Genomic DNA, 19,269 nt, shown 5'->3' with positions numbered 1-19,269 from the left:
TTTTGTGCCTAAAAATCATCTAGATTTTAAGGAGAATAATTATGAGAAGAATAGGAGTAACAACTACGATTCCAAGTGAAGTATTATTATCCGCTAACTGTGAAATAGTAGATCTGAACAATGAATTCATAACCAATGAAAATTACAGTGCATTAATTGACATGGCTGAAAAAGATGGATTTCCCAAGAGTTCTTGTGCTTGGATAAAAGGTATATATGGTGCTTGTATTGATAACCATATAAAAGAAGTTGTTGGAGTAATGGAAGGGGATTGTTCTAATACAAAAGCTCTGGTAGAGGTTTTTCAGCAAAGAGGTATTAAGATATATCCTTTCTCCTATCCCACAGATAGAAAACTGAATATGGTAAAAAAGGAAATAGATAAACTAATTAAACTATTTCAGGTAGATATTGACACAGTTGAGAAATACCGTCTTAGACTAAATGGTATTAGAGCATTAGCAAATAACATAGACAAGTTGACATACATAGACAACAAGGCATCAGGTTTTGAGAATCATCTATATCAAATCAGTTGTAGTGACTTCAATAAGGATCATAAAAAGTATAAAACAGAATTGGAAAATAAGATTAAGGAAATTAAACATAGAGAACCGTTTAATCAGAAATTGAGATTAGCTTATATTGGAGTACCACCTATGACAGGTGATTTATATGATTATGTAGAATCACTAGATGCCAGAATTGTTTACAATGAGGTTCAGAGAGAATTTGCATTTCCAAGAGCTGATTCAGCCAACAACATATATGAGCAATACTTAGATTATACTTATCCATATGATGTTTGGTTTAGGCTTAAGGTAATAAAAGAACAGATAAAAAACAGAAGTATTGATGCAGTAATCCACTATACACAAGCATTCTGCCATAAAGCTATTGAACACATAATAATAAGCAAAGAGATTGATATTCCAGTACTTAACATTGAAGGAGATAAAAGTAATGTTTTAGATGCAAGGACTAAGCTTAGATTAGAAGCATTTCTAGATATGCTCTCTGATATGAAAGGGGTAAGAGGATGAAGCTTCTTGGTATAGATTTAGGTAGTAGAGCAGTTAAAATAGCAGTTATGCAGAATTCAGAAATCATATATAAGGAAATAATCAGTACCATCTCATTTTATAAAAACTATTGTAAGTATAATAATGGGAAAATAGTTGTTGATTTGAAGAAAATCAAATGTGCTGATTTTGATAAAGCTGTATCTACAGGCTATGGAAGAAATAATACTGACTTGGAAGAGTTTAAACCCATTAATGAAATCAAAGCTCATGTCTATGGAGCATTGTATCAGACTAATCTAAGTGATTTTATTTTACTGGATGTAGGAGGACAAGATGTTAAGGCAGTCAAGGTAGAGAAAAAAATAGTTATAGACCTGGAGTTGAATGACAAATGTGCCGCATCCTGTGGAAGATATCTTGAAAACATGGCTAATGTCTTAGAAATATCCCTAGATGAAATGGGAAAATACTATGAAGAACCAGTCAGACTGAATTCAACCTGTGCCGTATTTTCCGAATCTGAACTTATAGGCAAGATTGCTGAGGGAATCGATATGAAAAGATTATGTGCTGGTGTGAACTATTCATTATATAAAAGAATACTACCAATGCTGAAGAAGTTTAATGATTCTGTGCTACTTATGTCAGGGGGAGCTTCTAACAATCAAGCATTAATTAAATATTTACAGAAAGATTATGAGAAAGTAACAGTTTTACAAGAAAACCAATTTAATGGAGCTATAGGATGCTGCTATTATGCACACAAGTTTCTGAAGGAGAGATAAATATGTATGGTCTAAAGATAGAGCATAGTTTTGACAGTGCACATTTCTTAAAAGGATACGAAGGAAAATGTGCCAATATCCATGGGCATAGATGGAAGGTTGAAGTATATATAACAAGTAAAGAGTTGATAGATGACGGACAACAACGGGCAATGATAATAGATTTCAAAGATCTGAAAAAAGATGTGAAAAACATTATAGACTACTATGACCACAGTTTAATAATTGAAGTTAATAGCTTGAATCCTAAGACAAAAGAATGTTTGTTGGATGAAGGTTTTAGAATCATTGAAGTCGAATTCAGACCTACAGCAGAAAGTTTCAGCAAATATTTCTATGATATTATCAGAGAAAAAGGCTATGAGCTTGAAAAGGTTGTAGTATACGAAACTCCTAATAACTGTGCATTTTATTATGAATAGAGGGATTGATATGTTTAATATAGCAGAGAAATTTATAAGTATAAATGGTGAAGGTAAATCATGTGGGCAATTAGCTGTATTCATTAGATTTTCTGGCTGTAATCTGGATTGTAGTTATTGTGATACAGATTGGGCAAGAGATGCAGAAGCTTATACACAGCAGATGAGTGCAGAAGAGATCTATGATTACATAAAACATACTGGGATAAATAATGTAACACTTACAGGAGGAGAACCATTACTCCAAGAAGATATGAGAGAGTTGCTGGATATTCTTTCTGAAGATAATAGTTTGAATATAGAGATTGAGACTAATGGAGGCATATCTCTAGAAAAATTCACTGACATGGATAGACAGAGAATATGTTTTACAATGGATTATAAGTTACCTTATAGTGCTATGGAAGATCATATGGAAGTAGACAATTTCAAGTATTTGACTAAAAATGATGTTGTCAAATTTGTGGTTTCAGGTGAAAAAGATTTAATAAGAGGAAAAGAAATCATAGATAAATATGATTTGACAGATATGACGAATGTCTATTTCAGTTCTGCATTTGGAAGTATTGATCTTGAGGAAATAGTTAATTTCATGAAAGAAAACAAAATGAATGAAACCAATCTGCAAGTGCAGCTTCACAAAGTTATTTGGTCACCAGATGAGAGAGGTGTGTAGATATGGCAGTAGACAAGCAAGCAATAGAGAAACATGTTTTTGGAATATTACAAGCAATTGGAGAAAATCCTAATAGACAAGGATTGAAAGATACACCAAAAAGAGTTGCAAGAATGTTTGAGGAAGTCTTTGATGGTATTAAATATTCCAATGATGATATAGCTAAGATGTACGACAAGACATTTGATGAAGAAGATTTCATTGAAAGCAGTGATAATGACATAGTACTTGTTAAAGACATAGAGGTTTTTAGCCACTGTGAGCATCATCTGACACTTATGTATAACATGAACATAGCAGTAGCTTATATTCCTAATGGAAAAGTCATAGGTTTAAGCAAGATATGTAGGATAGCGGATATGGTGTCAAGAAGACTACAGCTACAAGAAAGAATAGGCTCAGATATAGCGTATATTCTACAGAAGATAGTTGATACACAAGATGTTGCTGTTGTTATTGAAGCGGAGCATGGATGCATGACTTCAAGAGGTATAAAGAAGCCGGGAGCGAAAACTGTAACGATAACATCAAGAGGTAAATTCAAGAACAATGAAAAATATTTAGATAGATTAATGAAAATGATATAAATGGAGGTATATGAGATGAAAAGTTGCGTTGTAATATTTAGTGGTGGACAAGACAGTACTACATGTTTATTTTGGGCTAAGGAAAGATTTGATAGAGTTGAAGCTATATCCTTTGACTATAAGCAAAGGCATAGCTTGGAATTAGAATGTGCAGCTGACATATGTAAAAAATATGATGTAAAACACACAATACTGGACATGGAATTATTGAATCAGCTAGCACCGAATTCACTTACAAGAGAAGATATGGAGGTTGATGAAAAAGCTCCAGAAGAAGGAGTTCCAAACACATTTGTTGAAGGAAGAAATCTATTGTTCTTAACTTTTGGAGCAATATATGCCAAGACAAATGGAATCAAGCATATAGTAACTGGTGTCTCTCAAAGTGACTATAGCGGATATCCAGATTGTAGAGATGTATTCATCAAATCAACCAATGTTACGCTTAACCTAGCCATGGATTATGAATTCGTAATTCATACACCTTTGATGTGGATAGATAAAATGGAAACATGGAAGTTAGCTGATGAACTGGGAGTATTGGATGTTATAAAAAATGAAACTTTGACATGTTACAATGGAGTTATAGGTGATGGATGTGGAAAGTGTCCAGCTTGTGAACTCAGAAGAAAAGGTTATGAAGAGTACATGGAGATTAAGCAGTAACATCAACAGTCAACAACTTATCAAATAGAAGGAGAGTATGAATGTCTTATTTAATTTTTGTTGTATGTTCATTATTCTCGCTAGTTATGGGAATCATATTAAGAAATATTGTCAAAGATATTAAGGATGATTTGGATTGGATTGTGAAACAAATTAGAGAATTGGAAAATATGAATAACAGTTAACAATCCAATAACATATATTACATATTTTGTTATATGTTGTTAGACTACTTATTATTGTTTATATTGTTAAGCTTGTTTTTATGTACTTGTTTATAGAATATATGCCGCTCAGGGTGTTTTACCTTGATCGGTATTTTTTTTATAATATAGGAAAGTTCTACTTTCTATTTTCCTTGAAATCTTTTATGAGGCGTAGCCTCTTTGTACTTTAATATAAATTTCAACTCAAAACTCTTATATTTTATTAATATAGTAAAACGTAAAATAATTAATTTCTATCAGTTCATATTAAGTTCACATAGAGAATATACAATATCCTCATAAATTAATAGGAGGCATAAATAATGATGAATAATAAAAAGAAAAATAAAAAGAGCTTAATAATAGGAATTATATTAGTAGCTATATTGTTAATATTGATTACAGTTCCAATATTGACTGGTAACAGAGGCAATATATATCAAGAAGATACTGTTGGTAGAGGTGACATTGAAACCTACTATGCTTTTTCAGGAAATGTAGAAAGCAAAAACACACAAAACATATTTGCTGAAAAAATAATACAGATATCTGATATATATGTATCAGAAGGAGATAAAGTAGAAAAGGATGATGTTATTTTCAAGACATCACAAGGAGATGAAATAGAAGCCAAGATATCCGGAACAGTTACTAAAATATATATTGACGAAGATGAAACTGCGATGTCTGGTACAAAACTGTGTGACATAGTAGACCTTGATAATCTTGAAGTAACTTTGAAAGTAGATGAATATGATATTGCTTCAATAACAGATGGCAAAGAAGTAGAAATAACAATAGGTGCGATTGACCAAGAAATAACAGGAATCGTAACAGATGTTTCTGAAATAGCTATTGTACAGAATGGTATCGCATATTTTACTGCTTCTGTTGATCTTCCCAAGAATGAAGAAGTAAAGATAGGAATGTCTGCTGAAGCAAGAATATTAAATGAAAGTGTCAGTGATGCTCTAATAATCCCTATAGAATCATTGCAATTTGATGAAGATGAGAAACCTTTTGTAAATATAAAGGATGAAAATGGTGACATTATCAATCAAGCAGTAGAAGTAGGCATCAATGATGGTAACATGGTAGAGATAAAAGAAGGAGTTAACGAAGATCAGACTATATATTATCAGGATACTACAAACACATCAAGCAATAGTGGGGGAAGAGGAATGATTCCTCCAATGTCTGGAAGGTAGGTGACAGCAAATGGAAATACTGAAAATGAAAAACATAGTAAAAAAATACCAAATGGGAGAAGAAGAACAAGTTATACTAAAAAATATTAATCTCTCAGTGAATGAAGGTGAGTTTCTATCTATATTAGGTCCATCAGGTTCTGGTAAATCTACTCTAATAAATATTATAGGACTATTAGACAAGCCTAACAGTGGCGAATATATTTTGAATCAAAATGTAATTGAAGATTATAATGAATCTCAGCTTTCTCAGATAAGAAATAAAGAAATCGGATTCATATTTCAACAATTCCAACTACTGCCTAGACTCAATGCTCTGCAAAATGTTGAATTGCCACTCATATATTCAGGTATGCCAGAAAAACAGCGTAAAGAAAGAGCAAAGGATATGCTTGTTCATTTGGGTCTCTCCGATAAACTATATAATAGACCGAATCAACTTTCTGGGGGACAACAGCAACGTGTTGCGATTGCTAGAGCTTTAGTTACTGAGCCAACATTGATATTAGCTGATGAACCAACCGGTGCATTGGACCAAAAAACCGGATATCAGATAATGGAACTCTTTCAAGAGATCAATAAAGAAGGTAAGACCATAATAATGATTACACATGATTATGGTTTAGCCAAGAACAGTAATAGAATAGTAAAGATTCTAGATGGAGAATTAAGAGAGGTGATCCAAGGTGCTTAAAGAGAGTATAATCATGTCTTGGCAAAATATAATCCACAATAAAATGCGATCATTTCTGACGATATTAGGAATAATCATTGGAGTAGCTTCAATCATTACTCTCATTACTATTGTGAACGGGGTAACAGATAATGTTACTTCAACAGTTTCTGATATGGGTGCTAATAAAATAAATGTCAGGATTAGTGGAACACCACTAAAACAAGGACTTTCAGATAAAGATGTTAGAGCAATAGGTGATATAGATAACATTGAAGGGGTAGCCCCAACCATAAGTGTAAAAACGGATATTGTCTACAATAAAGAAGTATTAGAAGATATTACAATCCAAGGTAAAAATCAAGTATATTTTGATGAAACAGATGATCTATTGGAAAGTGGAAGACCTATAAATATTTTAGATGTTGATTCCAAGAATAGAATCTGTTTAATTGGACAAAATGTCGTATACGAATTATTTAAGACTGAGAGTCCAATAGGTAAAGACATCATAATTAATGGTGTTAGATATTCTGTAGTAGGTACGTTAAAAGAATCAGACAATTATTCTATGAACAGTAATGATGACTCAATAATTATTCCATATACAACTGCTATGAGTCTAATGGGTGTTAAGAATATAAATTCGGTTGATATATTTGTTAATGATGGAGACTTATCACAAACTACTACATCAGATACAGAGAACTATCTGAAGACACTATTTAATAACCATGAAGATGCTTTTGTTGTAACCAATATGCAAAATATACTGGATACTGTTTCAGAGATGACAGGTATGATGTCCCTGATGCTTGTAGGTATTGCTTCCATTTCTCTAATTGTCGGAGGAATAGGTATAATGAACATGATGTTGGTTTCTGTAACTGAGAGAACAACAGAAATAGGTATCAGAAAAGCACTGGGAGCGGACCCGAGAAGGATACAACAACAGTTTTTGATTGAATCGATATTCTTATCTCTGGTTGGAGGTATCATAGGCCTATTAACAGGTATTGCAATAGCGTTCCTAGGTTGTCTAGCCATTGGAGTTACGTTCTCACTATCAGTTTCCACACTTTTACTTGCAGTTGGATTCTCTGTTGGGGTAGGCGTTATCTTTGGATTTACTCCTGCGAAGAATGCAAGTAGATTGAATCCTATTGATGCATTAAGAAGCGTATAGAATCAACTATGATGACATACTAGAGGATGGTGAATGTCATGTTTAATATATTAGTATGTGAAGATGATAGAAATATCAGGCAACTTATGTGTGAATATCTGAAAAAAGAAAATTATAATGTATATGAAAGCAGTAATGGTGAGGAAGGACTCAACATATTGGATACTGCTCATATAGATTTATTGATAACTGATATAATGATGCCTAAGCTTGATGGGATTTTATTTTCTAAGGAGTTAAGGGAAGCGGGTTACGAGCTTCCCATCCTTATGGTTACAGCTAAGGAAACTATTGATGACAAGAAAACAGGATTCAGAGCGGGTGCTGATGATTACATGGTTAAACCCATTGATATGGATGAAATGCTCATAAGAGTTGAAGCATTACTTAGGAGAGCCAAGATTGCCAGTGATAAGAGATTAATAGTTGGAAACACGATTTTTGATTATAATAGTTTGACAGTAACTATTGGAGAAGAGGTATTGGAGTTGCCTCAAAAAGAATTTAGGCTTATCTATAAGATGCTGTCTCAACCTAATAGAATATTTACGAGACAGCAACTTATGGATGAAATATGGGGATATGAAGTGGACAGTGACCATCGTACTATAGATGTCCATATAAAGAGATTAAGAGAGAAGTTCTCTGATAATAAAGACTTCAATCTTGTAACCATACGGGGATTAGGGTATAAGGCGGTAAAACTATAATGACAGAAAAGATTTTTCATTCAATCTATACTAAATTCGTTGTTTTTTTCGTAGGAGCTTTTATAACATCTATTCTAGCCTCTGTCATATATATAACCCTAACACAAATAGATGATATCAAACATTATGTAAATAAAGCAATGACAGAAAAAGCGGAAAATATTAAGATACTCGTGGAAGAACAAGATATTCCAGTAGAAAGAGCACGTGAATACCTAGATACTTATGACATGGATATCTCTGTATATAATAAAAGTGATAATCTTATCAATACCCTTACAAAAGACGAGATGACAAAGCTTGAAAACGGAGATATAATTAGTCTTAGCAGACCACATATAGATTATAATGAGTTAGTTGTTTTCAAGCTGGATAATCAATACATTTACATTACGCTTGATATAAGTAATAGCTTAGTCAATAAATTTCGACTTATCCAGAGGAGTACATTCATTGTTCCTATGATGATTGGTGTAATACTTATAATATTCGCTGTGGGATTCGTTGTCAAACCAATAAAGAAAATATCAGATGCTTCTAAAGAAGTAGCGAAAGGTAATTTCAATGTAAGAATCAAGGTAAGGGGAAATGATGAAATATCACATATGTCCAAAAATTTTAATTTGATGGTTGAACAACTTTCATTGAACGAATATCTCCATAAGGATTTTGTCAGTAATGTGTCCCATGAGTTCAAGACTCCCATAACATCTTTAATGGGATATGCAAAACTATTAAGGAAGAAAAGCACCACTGAAGTGGAGAAGCAAAATTATATAGGGATAATTATTTCAGAAAGTGAAAGACTCTCTAATCTTTCTTCTAACTTATTAATGTTATCTAAGCTAGAGAATGGAGTAATCAGATATAAAAACGACAGGTTCTCATTAACGGAACAGATTCGTGATGTTATATTATTAATGCAGAATCAGTGGGAGAAGAAAAATATAGAACTTGACTTGGAACTTGAGGAAGTGGATTTTACTGGTAACAAGGACCTAATGTATCAAGTATGGATTAATCTTATTCAGAATGCCATAAAATACACCAAGGAGAGTGGTGTTCTAAAGATAATTCTGAAGAAAACGGATGTAATCAGTGTAGAAGTTATTGATAATGGAATAGGTATGACGAAAGAAGAACAAGACAAGATATTCTTAAGATTCTATAAAGCCGATAAATCAAGAAATACTACAGGTACAGGTCTGGGATTGCCTATCACCAAGAAAATAATTGAAATCCATGGTGGAACTATTTCTGTAGATAGTAGTATAGGTGAAGGCAGTAAATTCAAGGTTATTCTAAGTGAAACAGGGCTTTAGTCTTAAAAGATAAAGGATATTTAGAAAACACAAAATATCTGAGGCTATCATATGCACATATTCGGTTAAAGATAAAACCACCTAGATAATATTTATCATCATATTAATTTAGGTGGTATATCATAAAACAATATACAATTCTCATTCTTATCGTAACACTTTTCTAATCTATTAATCATTTCCTTTTTAGCTACAAAGTTTCACCCATGCTTTTCTTAAGAATATCTACAGCTCTCATATGCAAAAAGTGCTATTGAGTTAGGAGTTAAGTCGTATATACTTAAACCCATTGATGAGGTAGAATTACAGAAAAGCCTTAAAACAGTTATAACTGAAATAGAAAATTCTAATAAATAAGCAATAATAGAATACTTGTCGTACCTATCAAATAGGATTCATTCTATATCAATATCCAAACGAAACAGAAAAAATATATACTTTACATCAATTGGTATCTGATTATTTATCTTCTAATAAGCATTTCAGCAAGATATTCGAAAAACATTATGCTTGTAAACCAACTGACTATAGAAGAAATGTCTAATAAGTCTGTAGGGATTGTTTTGATTCGGCCATCTCTTAAAAATCATATCAATTATGATTTAATATAATATTTTCTAGAAGGAGGAGACATAATGAAAAAAGAAGCTTTTTACAAATTATTTCAATTCAATGGGAGTGTATTTCTATTGATATTGATACTTGTTGCAGCTTCACTAACCAATGTTCTAAAAGTAAATGCTGAAACTACCAATGAATATGAAGTGCTAAGAAGTAAATGGTATGACTACCTTACGGGAGGAACGCTCAGTCAAGAAACGCTGGATAATACTTATGTTCAAGACTTTATTCATAAAGCTGAATCAACAGCTTTGACTTATTGGAAAAGTATGGATACATCTACTGACCGTAAGGCTATATGGAATGAAAAAGGTTATACGTATATCCCTAAAAGTACACCTTATTTTTCTAATACCTATAGTAGGTTGAGAAAAATGGCTTTAGCCTATAAGCTAGATGGTTCAAGTCTAAAAAATAATACTGAGTTAAGAGATGATATCATATCTGCTATGGACTGGGTCTATGAGAATTGGTACAATCCTAGCATTGTTCCAAAACCACCATGCTTTGGTAACTGGTTTGATTTTCAAATAGCTTCACCAAAGAGTATTAATGATATAGTTATATTGATGTATGATGATTTCTCATCTGACCAAATAGATAACTACATGGATACTATACTTCATTATAACCCTATGGTAGAATATGGAGGTAATGGAGGAAGATCGCCAATGGCAGGAGGAAACCTCATCTGGAAATCTATAGTAAAGACTCTTGCTGGAGCTAACAAAGAAATTGCTGAACCTCTCAATGATGTTAGAAAAAAATTACCACGAGTATTTACTTACTGGACAAAATATCCCAGTAAAAGAAATGGGACTTTTGGTGATGGGGGGTTCTATGAAGATGGTTCTTACATAGCGCATTATGCTAATTCATATAGTGGGGGCTATGGATTGGTACTTATGGGTTTGATACCATCCATTACTAACTTATTGACTGATTCACCTTGGGAAATAGATAATCCTAATATGGATAATATATATGACTGGATATATGATACATATGAACCATTAATATACAAAGGTATAATGATAGACATGACCCGTGGTAGAAACATTTCCAAATTCAGCAGTACAGATCGATCTGCAGGATTATCACTTGCTAGAGCTTTCCTTGAAATAGCTCAGACTGCACCAGTTGATGACAAAGAAAGAATTGAATCTATGGTTAAATATTGGATAGAATCAAATTCAAATGGAGATATAAGAAGTTCGGCTAATATCTATCAATTAACACTTATCAAAGATCTTCTTGACAGTAGTACTGCATCAAGAGGCTTATTGAATATGAGCCATTCATATAACATGATGAATCAGATAGTACATAGACAGTCTGATTTCGCTCTTGGTCTTAGTATGCATTCTTCTAATATTGAAAACTATGAAGTAATCCTAGAAGAAAACTTACATGGCTGGTATACGCACAATGGTACGACGTATCTTTATAACAATGACTTAACCCACTATACTGATAACTACTGGCCAACTATCAATCCATATAGAATGCCAGGTACAACTGTAGATACACGTAGATTATCTAATAAAAAAAATCATGACAAGAAATCATCATCAACTTGGGTGGGAGGAACAACCTACGATAGTAAATATACTGTAGCCGGTATGGAAATAAATGATATCGGTACTTCATTAAAAGGGTTCAAATCATGGTTTATGTTTGATGATGAAATAGTAGCTCTAGGATCTGGAATAACAAGTTCAGATAATAGGACAATTGAGACAATCGTTGAAAACAGAAGAATCAAGCTTGATAGAAGCAATGATGTTACTGTGAACGGTGATATTATCTCACTATCAAATAAGAATAAAAAAACTGAAAGTAACGTTGATTGGGTACATCTTCAAGGAAATGTTCCTGATTCTGACATAGGTTATTATTTCCCTGATTCATCTACTGTAAATTTATTAAAAGAAGAGAGGCAAGGTAGTTGGAAAGATATCAATAAATACGTGAAATCAATCAGCAAGGAAGTATTATGCCCGATTGAAGATGCATTTGTAAATGATGGTGTTAATGCAGATACTAATTATGGACAAGAAAAGTCATTAAGAGTAAAAGACAGTAAGACACCATCATATTCTCGTTTTTCTATACTAAAATTTGATTTGACAGGTATTGCAGATGCAGCTAACTTAAAATTAAGAATATATGGACGCAATAGTCAAAACAATGAGCCCATCACAATAAAAGTATATGGTACTACAGACAATAGTTGGGACGAAAATTCAATCACTTGGAACAATGCACCAGAAAAAACAAGTGATATTCTAGACAGTATAACGGTTAATAATGAATTAAAATATTATGAATGGGATGTAAGCAAATTTGCTAAGGACCAGTTAAAAAAAGGAGAAACTCATATAAGTATAATATTGGAGTCTGATGCAAAGGAGAATCTATTATTCAATGGTCACAGTAAAGAAAGAGATAAATATAAGCCAAATTTATTTGTAACCGTACCAGTATATTCAAGGTCTTATTTCAATGTATGGTTAGATCATGGAAAAAATCCAACAAATGAAAACTATGCATATGTATTGCTTCCTAACAAGTCAAAAGAAGCTACTGCCGTTTATGCTGATAATCCTGATATTGAAATAATAAGTGCCAACAACAATGTTCATGCAGTAAAAGAAACCAAATTGAATGTAACGGGAATCAACTATCTGCATAACAATAATTCAAAAATAACTGGAATAATGAGTAGTCACAAGAGTTCTATTATCTATAAAGAGGATTCCAGTGAACTGGATATGTATATATCTGATCCAACCAAACGTAATACTAATAAGATAACCTTTACAATGGACAAAACAGCTGATTCAGTTATATCAAAAGATGATAAGATAACAGTTGTTCAGTTAAATCCATATATCATCTTAGAGGCAGATGTAAAAGGTGCAATGGGAAAAGCTTTTAATATTAAGTTGAAAAATCCTCAAGATGTTGAGAATCCACAAGATGAAGATAATACGGAAGACATTGAAAATCCTGAAGAGGAAGAAAATAATGAAGATGATCAAACATCAGAGAATACAGAAGTAGAACTTGATGCTATAAAAGATGCTTATGTCCGTAGAGGTAAATATTCTGATACTAACTATGGAGATAGTACTCTTTTACGTACAAAACATTCTCCCAAAACTGCTAATACAAGAAATAGTTATTTGCAATTTGATCTAAGCAGTATTGATAGTGTATCAAAAGCAACACTTAAGATATATGGAAAAAATTCAGAATCATCCAAAGTAATCAAGATTAATGCTTTTGGTGTTGAAGATGATTCTTGGGATGAAAATACCATTACGTGGAATAATAGACCAACTCCTAATGCTAATATAGAAAGTTCTGCAAATATTGATTCTACTTCTACGTATTATAGCTTTGATGTTACTTCTTTTGTCTCATCAGAGTTGAATGGTGATAAAATAGTAACGCTAATGCTTCAAGGTGTTAATAAACAAGACAATACTTTCTATGCATTCAGTAAAGAAAAACAGTTGAATATACCTAAACTTGTCATAACAGAATAATCCAGTGTGAATTAAACAGTGTATCAAAGATAACTACTGTAGTCACTGCATATAAGATTGATAAATATAATATAATAAAAGCAAAGTCTCTACTAATATAAGAGATTTTGCTTTTTTACAATATTAATCAATAATTAAATTAGAATATATTTGGTTGACAGCTTCTGTCGGTAGGTGTATGATTGAATAGACAACAGTTGTCGGTCTACAGCAAGAACTTAATCGGTAGCGATTAGAGAGATAGGAGTGAAGTCAAATGATTGACAGATTCAAACATATTGACTTAAGTAATGAGAGAGTACAAAGAATAATAAACCATGGATTCGAAGAATTCAGCAAACAATCTTATGAGAAGTCATCAACTAACCAGATTGTAAAAAATGCTGGTGTATCCAGAGGTTTGCTTTATCACTATTTCAAAGACAAAGAAGAATTATATGATTTCCTGATTTATTATTCAATAAAAATAGTAATGAACGAATTAGAGAAAAAGATAGATTGGAATAATACAGACTTCTTGTATAGGATAAGAAATGTAATCATACTGAAATTGGAGATAATAGAAAATTATCCGTATCTATTTGAATTCCATGACAAGATAGATAAAAAGAAGATTGCAAAATATTCATATGAAGTAGAAGGTGAAATACCTAAGTTCAGAGAGAAATTCTATAATTACAACTTGGATTTTTGTAATGTCAAATCAGGTGTAGATATAGATAAGATGATTAATGTAACAAGATTTGTGGTAAAACAAATTTATACAGATTATATGGAAAGAGTTTTTATAGAAGAAACATCCATCAATAAAGAAGTATTGATGAAAGAAATTGATATATATCTGGATTTCATCAGAACATCATTCTATAAAAATTGAGGTAGTGTAAAGTAGCCTATGAAAAACAGAAACAAAAAAATAAGTAAGACTTAAAAGAAAAAAGGGGTAACAAAAATGGCTCTTGGTAACTTACGCCACCCTTGACAGCACCATTAAACAATGCTTAAAAAGGTTGCCGACGGTGAAGAACTCAAGAACAGATAGACCTATCCCGTCGTAATCATGGCATTGTAGCATTGTTTAATGATGCTATCAAGGGCATGTCCCTGCGGGATGGCTGCATCAGTGCCTCTGGTTCAAAATCTAAGAACAGATAGATTCTTTAGATTGTTGCTCTTGTAAATGAAGAATGGTTTTTTGACCAAGGTATATAAGGAGTTGCCATTTACCAGGCATGTTATCAGCTTTGGAAAGCAAATTAACCCTATTCAAAGGCTTTTTATAGCAAGTAACTTTATGGGGACGTAGGAAATTGTAATAAGCTACCCATAAAGACAAGGCATAATTAGCACCATCATAATTATCGTAACCATTGGTGACACGATAAGAAGCTTTAAAAGTTCGGTTAAGGCGTTCTACAATCTGCTTGAATGGGCGAAATTTTTTTGAAATTCATCATCATTGGAAAGACCTATTACCTGAGTGATATCAAACTTAAGAGGATCTTTCTCAAGGAGAGCGAATTGTTGGGAAGCTAAAGGATAAGCACTATAGCCATCAGCAATAAAACGGAATTTATCAGGAAGCTTTTTGAGGTTGCGAAAAGCCATACGCATAGCAAGGATACAAGGGCCGACGCCACGATTATCAGATACCCTGTAACCAAGGATAGAACGAGAAACGGCGTCCATAATGAACCAAATATAACCTTTGATACCACGGACTTTGATATAAGTTTCATCGGCTATCATAGTAGAGGAATGATTGTAATCATAATTATCAACAAAAGGTTTAATAAGAGTAGCAGCGGAATGAGCATAATTAGCAACCATAGTATGAAAGATATCAATACAATGAATGTCTTTTAAAGCCTGAGCAGTTTTTCTTAAAGATAGTCCAAGGTTTACATGATAAGACAAACAAAGTCCCATGATATGAGCACTTTTACTACGGAATTTAAAAGAAGAAGCATTTTTAGGAAGAGAATCCAAATCCATAGCAAAAAAATCTACAGAGAATTCACGGTAGATATAGCGCAGTTTATACTTATAGCGATCAGAATGTTTTACGTCATTAGGTAATTTACGCACATTGGATATATAGTAAGAGCACTTATTATTAATACACTTATGTACAGTAAAATGTTTCCTATCCTTTTTTGCAACAAGAGAATGATTACAATAAGGACATTTAAGAACAAGAGGAGAAGAAACTTGTTCACCGGTAACAAAAGTTTTTTGGCAAACTTTACATTTAAACTGGCCCTTACCACCATTATTATCGTAAATATATTGATGAGGAGCACCACATAAAGGGCATATGGTATGGTTAGGAACATTACGGATTTTACCTTTTTGAGTCCTAACAGGTTTTAAAGGTTTACCATAACGAAGGAGATAATATTCAGTCAAAAATTGCCAATCTTGTTTAACAAAGCGTTTAATAATAGGTAGTTTATCTGTCTTGAATTTCTGATACTTAGGTGAATGAGCATCATCAAAAGCCCATTGCTTAAGAGGGATAAATTTGGAGATAAAAAGAAGTAACCAAGAAATTTGTTGATTTTGGTATTGAATTATATTAAGTAAATAAGTTATAATTGAAGGCATAGCAATGACATCCTTTCAGAAATTTTTGGTGTGTTGGAACTTCAATTATAACTGAAAATAGGGGGTCATTGTTATTTTATTGCAAAAAAACGGTGAAATCCCTTATAAATAAAGAATTAAAACAAATAGTGTAGTGTTAAACTTTACACTACCAAAATTGATAGGGAGGGTATACAATGATATATTTATTTAGTGTTAAGCAAAAACCATCATTATCGCAAGTAGGTGGTAAAGGAAAAGCATTAATAGAGACATATGGTGCAGGATTACCTGTACCAGAAGGACTTGTTCTATCCGTAGACTTCTTATCTCCTTGGCTAAGAGAAATCAAAGCTTTAGAGGAATGGAAAAAACTTCTGACAGATGTAACAATGGAAAACTGTGATGCTGTCAAAACAAAAGCAGCTAAGCTGAAACTGACTCCTTCTATGAAGGAAGAGCTTGAAAAACAAATGATTGGACTTGGAAAAGAAAATATATATGCAGTACGTTCTTCTTCACCAGAAGAGGACCTTAAAGGCACTAGTTTCGCAGGAATGTATGAGACTTTTCTAGGTGTCACAAGAAAAACACTAGAAACTTATATTGCAAAAGCTTTCTCATCCTGCTTTGACTTCAGGGTTATGGAGTACAAAAAGCAAAATGACATAGATCTACGATATACCTGTATTGCTATCATTGTTCAAAGGCAAATCGTATCAGAGGTCAGCGGTGTCGGTTTTTCTCTTAATCCTAACAACAATTGTTATGATGAAGTCATGATTAATGCAGCTTTCGGTCTTGGTGAGACTATTGTATCTGGAACAGTAACTCCAGACACATATATTGTCGATAGTGTTGCAAATAAAATAATCAAGAAAAAAATCAATAACAAGAAGATAGCTCTCTATCTACATAAAAATGGTGGAACCATAGAAATACCCAATAAAAATCCTGAAGACAGTTCTCTAAGTGATGATCAGATTATAGAACTTACTGAATTGATTAAAAAGTGTGAAACTTATTATGGTATTCCTATAGATACAGAATGGGCATATGAAAAAGGAAAATTACATCTGTTGCAATCAAGACCTATTACAACTTATTTTCCGTTATATGAAGAATATAGAACCAAACCAGGTGAAACAAAACACTTGTATCTAGATCAGATAAAATTGACACAGGGGTTTCAATATTCTTTATCAGAATTAGGAAATGAAATATTCGCTAAAATGGTTGTAAATGTAAAAGCTGGAATCATGCCAGAAGGCAAAGATGGTATATTCTATGCTGTTGCAGGACGACAATATATTGATTTGACCAATTCCGAGAAAGCATTCGGTTATAAGAAGGTAAAGAAAACCATAGGAAGTTATGATGTACCTACTAGAGAGATTCTTAATTCTTTTGACTTCAGTAAAGGGTACCATCTTGACAAGAAACCAAAAGGTGTTAAGAATACTATTCTATTGATTGCCAAATTAGCTTATAGAGCGATACCTGATATCATGAAAGCGAGAAAAGATCCTGATGGACTTATGGATTCATATTTTCAAATGGCTGATACTGCTTTCATGGATATAGACAAGATAACATCATCAGATAAATATTTTGATGATATAGTGAATGAAACAATGCTGATTTTCAATAGAATAATGACAAAAGCTATGGGATTGGCAGGTGTGCTTAGTGCTGAATCAAATATTAGGAAAATGTTTCATAATATGAATGTTGACAATGAAATCATAGCCTTAAGTATCGACCTTCCCGGTAATCCTACAAGTGAAATGGGTTATAGCTTAGTTAACTTGGCATCATTTGATGAATTCAGGAACATAACTTCAGGTACTGCATTCAGTAAGAAAATTAAGAAGAGAGAATTCTCAGATGCTTTTCTATCGGCATACGATGAGCATATGAAAAAATATGGATGTAGATGTGTTGGTGAAATAGATATGGCAGCTGTAAGGCCATATGAAAATCTGGAAATATTCTATAATCAGTTGAAGTTGATTAACATCAATGATAATGCTATGCAACATTCAATAGAAAAAAAAGAAAAAGCTATTGCAAAATTGAAAGCACTAGCTAAGAAAATAGGAAAAGAAAAGAAATTCAACGGCTATTTGAATGCTTATAAATTATTGGGTATACGTGAACATCCCAAGTATATGTATGTCTATGCCAATGATAAGTTAAGACAGTTGGTTCTAAAATTGGCAAAAGAATTTGTAAAAGAAGGCAGATTAGAGACAGTAGATGATATATTCATGCTTGCATCCTCTCATATAGGAAAAGCACAGAGAGATAAGAACTATAATATGAAAAATATCATTAATACCAATAAGAAGAAAAGAGAATTAACCAAGAATGTTAAAGAGTGGCCTACTATCATAGATTCAAGAGGTAAAATATTCAGATACATAAGAGAAAGTGAGGAAGGAGACCTTGTTGGGGATCCAGTTTCACCTGGTGTAATCAAAGGCAAGGCAAAAGTGCTTCTCACACCTTTTGAAAAACCACTGAACAAGGGTGAGATCTTAGTAGCTAAGGCAACAGAACCCACTTGGACACCAATATTCATCAATGCTTCGGCTGTAGTTATGGAAATAGGCGGACCACTCCAACATGGAGCGATAATTGCAAGAGAATATGGTATACCTTGTGTAACTGGTGTTGATGGAGCAACTACAATTATAAAAGATGGGGACTTATTGATGGTAGATGGTTCAAGCGGAATCGTTAAGATTATAGAAAGCTAAGAATTATATTATTCAATTAACGATAGAAAATTTAACGAAGAAAATTAAAAATATCCAAATGACTGGAAATTCATTAAATTAAGTAGTAATATATTAGTTAATAAAGAAAATGAGGGTACACGTAAAAAAGATATAATGAAATAGAAATCATGAATATCATATTTAGTTAGACAGTATCTATGAATGTATTCATAAGAAATTGGTTATTTGTTTAATGGATTTCTTAGTCATTAGGATATTATACATCAGTTAGTGAAATTAATACACATGGGTAAGATAT

General features: G+C 32.6%; 15 protein-coding genes and 1 pseudogene. 15 read left to right on the top strand and 1 reads right to left on the bottom strand.

All coding sequences use genetic code 11. The features are described from left to right. Positions 1–41: 41 nt before the first annotated feature. The 14 genes from QMG30_RS06665 to QMG30_RS06600 all read left to right on the top strand — a co-directional run bounded on the left by QMG30_RS06665 (position 42) and on the right by QMG30_RS06600 (position 14,518). Positions 42–1,043, top strand: coding sequence for a 2-hydroxyacyl-CoA dehydratase family protein (locus tag QMG30_RS06665; protein ID WP_281813675.1), 1,002 nt, complete (start codon positions 42–44; stop codon positions 1,041–1,043). After that, the gene (locus QMG30_RS06660) at positions 1,040–1,810 is read left to right on the top strand and encodes an acyl-CoA dehydratase activase (protein ID WP_281813672.1); all 771 of its coding nucleotides are present in this window, start codon (positions 1,040–1,042) and stop codon (positions 1,808–1,810) included. The genes QMG30_RS06665 and QMG30_RS06660 overlap by 4 nt, the downstream gene beginning before the upstream one ends. A gap of 2 nt (positions 1,811–1,812) precedes the next feature. Further along, a complete protein-coding gene (queD, locus tag QMG30_RS06655; protein WP_281813669.1) occupies positions 1,813–2,232 on the top strand; it encodes a 6-carboxytetrahydropterin synthase QueD in 420 nt (139 codons plus the stop codon). Positions 2,233–2,242: 10 nt separating this feature from the next. Further along, complete coding sequence (gene queE, locus QMG30_RS06650) at positions 2,243–2,908, top strand: putative 7-carboxy-7-deazaguanine synthase QueE (RefSeq protein ID WP_281813667.1); 666 nt, start codon at positions 2,243–2,245, stop codon at positions 2,906–2,908. Positions 2,909–2,910: 2 nt separating this feature from the next. Then, positions 2,911–3,495 (top strand): GTP cyclohydrolase I FolE, encoded by a 585-nt coding sequence (gene folE / locus QMG30_RS06645; protein WP_281813665.1) that lies wholly within the window; start codon positions 2,911–2,913, stop codon positions 3,493–3,495. A 15-nt stretch (positions 3,496–3,510) separates the two neighbouring features. Continuing rightward, positions 3,511–4,161 (top strand): 7-cyano-7-deazaguanine synthase QueC, encoded by a 651-nt coding sequence (queC, locus tag QMG30_RS06640; RefSeq protein ID WP_281813662.1) that lies wholly within the window; start codon positions 3,511–3,513, stop codon positions 4,159–4,161. Between the two features lie 41 nt (positions 4,162–4,202). Then, positions 4,203–4,346, top strand: a complete 144-nt coding sequence (locus QMG30_RS06635) for a hypothetical protein (RefSeq protein WP_281813659.1) — start codon at positions 4,203–4,205, stop codon at positions 4,344–4,346. Positions 4,347–4,690: 344 nt separating this feature from the next. Beyond that, the gene (locus tag QMG30_RS06630; protein WP_281813656.1) at positions 4,691–5,575 is read left to right on the top strand and encodes an efflux RND transporter periplasmic adaptor subunit; all 885 of its coding nucleotides are present in this window, start codon (positions 4,691–4,693) and stop codon (positions 5,573–5,575) included. Positions 5,576–5,585: 10 nt separating this feature from the next. Then, complete coding sequence (locus QMG30_RS06625; RefSeq protein WP_281813653.1) at positions 5,586–6,269, top strand: ABC transporter ATP-binding protein; 684 nt, start codon at positions 5,586–5,588, stop codon at positions 6,267–6,269. 13 nt (positions 6,270–6,282) lie between these two features. Next, positions 6,283–7,434, top strand: a complete 1,152-nt coding sequence (locus QMG30_RS06620; RefSeq protein ID WP_330680689.1) for an ABC transporter permease — start codon at positions 6,283–6,285, stop codon at positions 7,432–7,434. A gap of 38 nt (positions 7,435–7,472) precedes the next feature. Then, a complete protein-coding gene (locus QMG30_RS06615; RefSeq protein WP_281813645.1) occupies positions 7,473–8,144 on the top strand; it encodes a response regulator transcription factor in 672 nt (223 codons plus the stop codon). Further along, complete coding sequence (locus QMG30_RS06610) at positions 8,144–9,466, top strand: sensor histidine kinase (protein WP_281813642.1); 1,323 nt, start codon at positions 8,144–8,146, stop codon at positions 9,464–9,466. The genes QMG30_RS06615 and QMG30_RS06610 overlap by 1 nt, the downstream gene beginning before the upstream one ends. A gap of 635 nt (positions 9,467–10,101) precedes the next feature. Further along, the gene (locus tag QMG30_RS06605) at positions 10,102–13,641 is read left to right on the top strand and encodes a CBM96 family carbohydrate-binding protein (protein WP_281813639.1); all 3,540 of its coding nucleotides are present in this window, start codon (positions 10,102–10,104) and stop codon (positions 13,639–13,641) included. 256 nt (positions 13,642–13,897) lie between these two features. Then, on the top strand, positions 13,898–14,518 hold the full coding sequence (locus QMG30_RS06600) for a TetR/AcrR family transcriptional regulator (RefSeq protein ID WP_281813636.1): 621 nt from the start codon (positions 13,898–13,900) through the stop codon (positions 14,516–14,518). Positions 14,519–14,782: 264 nt separating this feature from the next. Here the strand turns inward: QMG30_RS06600 and QMG30_RS06595 are convergent. Beyond that, positions 14,783–16,248 (bottom strand): annotated as a pseudogene (locus tag QMG30_RS06595) (IS6 family transposase). Between the two features lie 176 nt (positions 16,249–16,424). On the opposite strand from QMG30_RS06595, the gene QMG30_RS06590 reads away from it, so the two are divergent. Beyond that, the gene (locus tag QMG30_RS06590) at positions 16,425–18,989 is read left to right on the top strand and encodes a PEP/pyruvate-binding domain-containing protein (protein WP_281813633.1); all 2,565 of its coding nucleotides are present in this window, start codon (positions 16,425–16,427) and stop codon (positions 18,987–18,989) included. Positions 18,990–19,269: the final 280 nt, after the last annotated feature.

The sequence above is a fragment of the Vallitalea longa genome, from assembly GCF_027923465.1.
Classification (GTDB): Bacteria; Bacillota; Clostridia; order Lachnospirales; family Vallitaleaceae; genus Vallitalea; species Vallitalea longa.
Note: the sequence above shows the minus strand (reverse complement) of the source record. Positions and strands in the feature narration are given on the sequence as shown.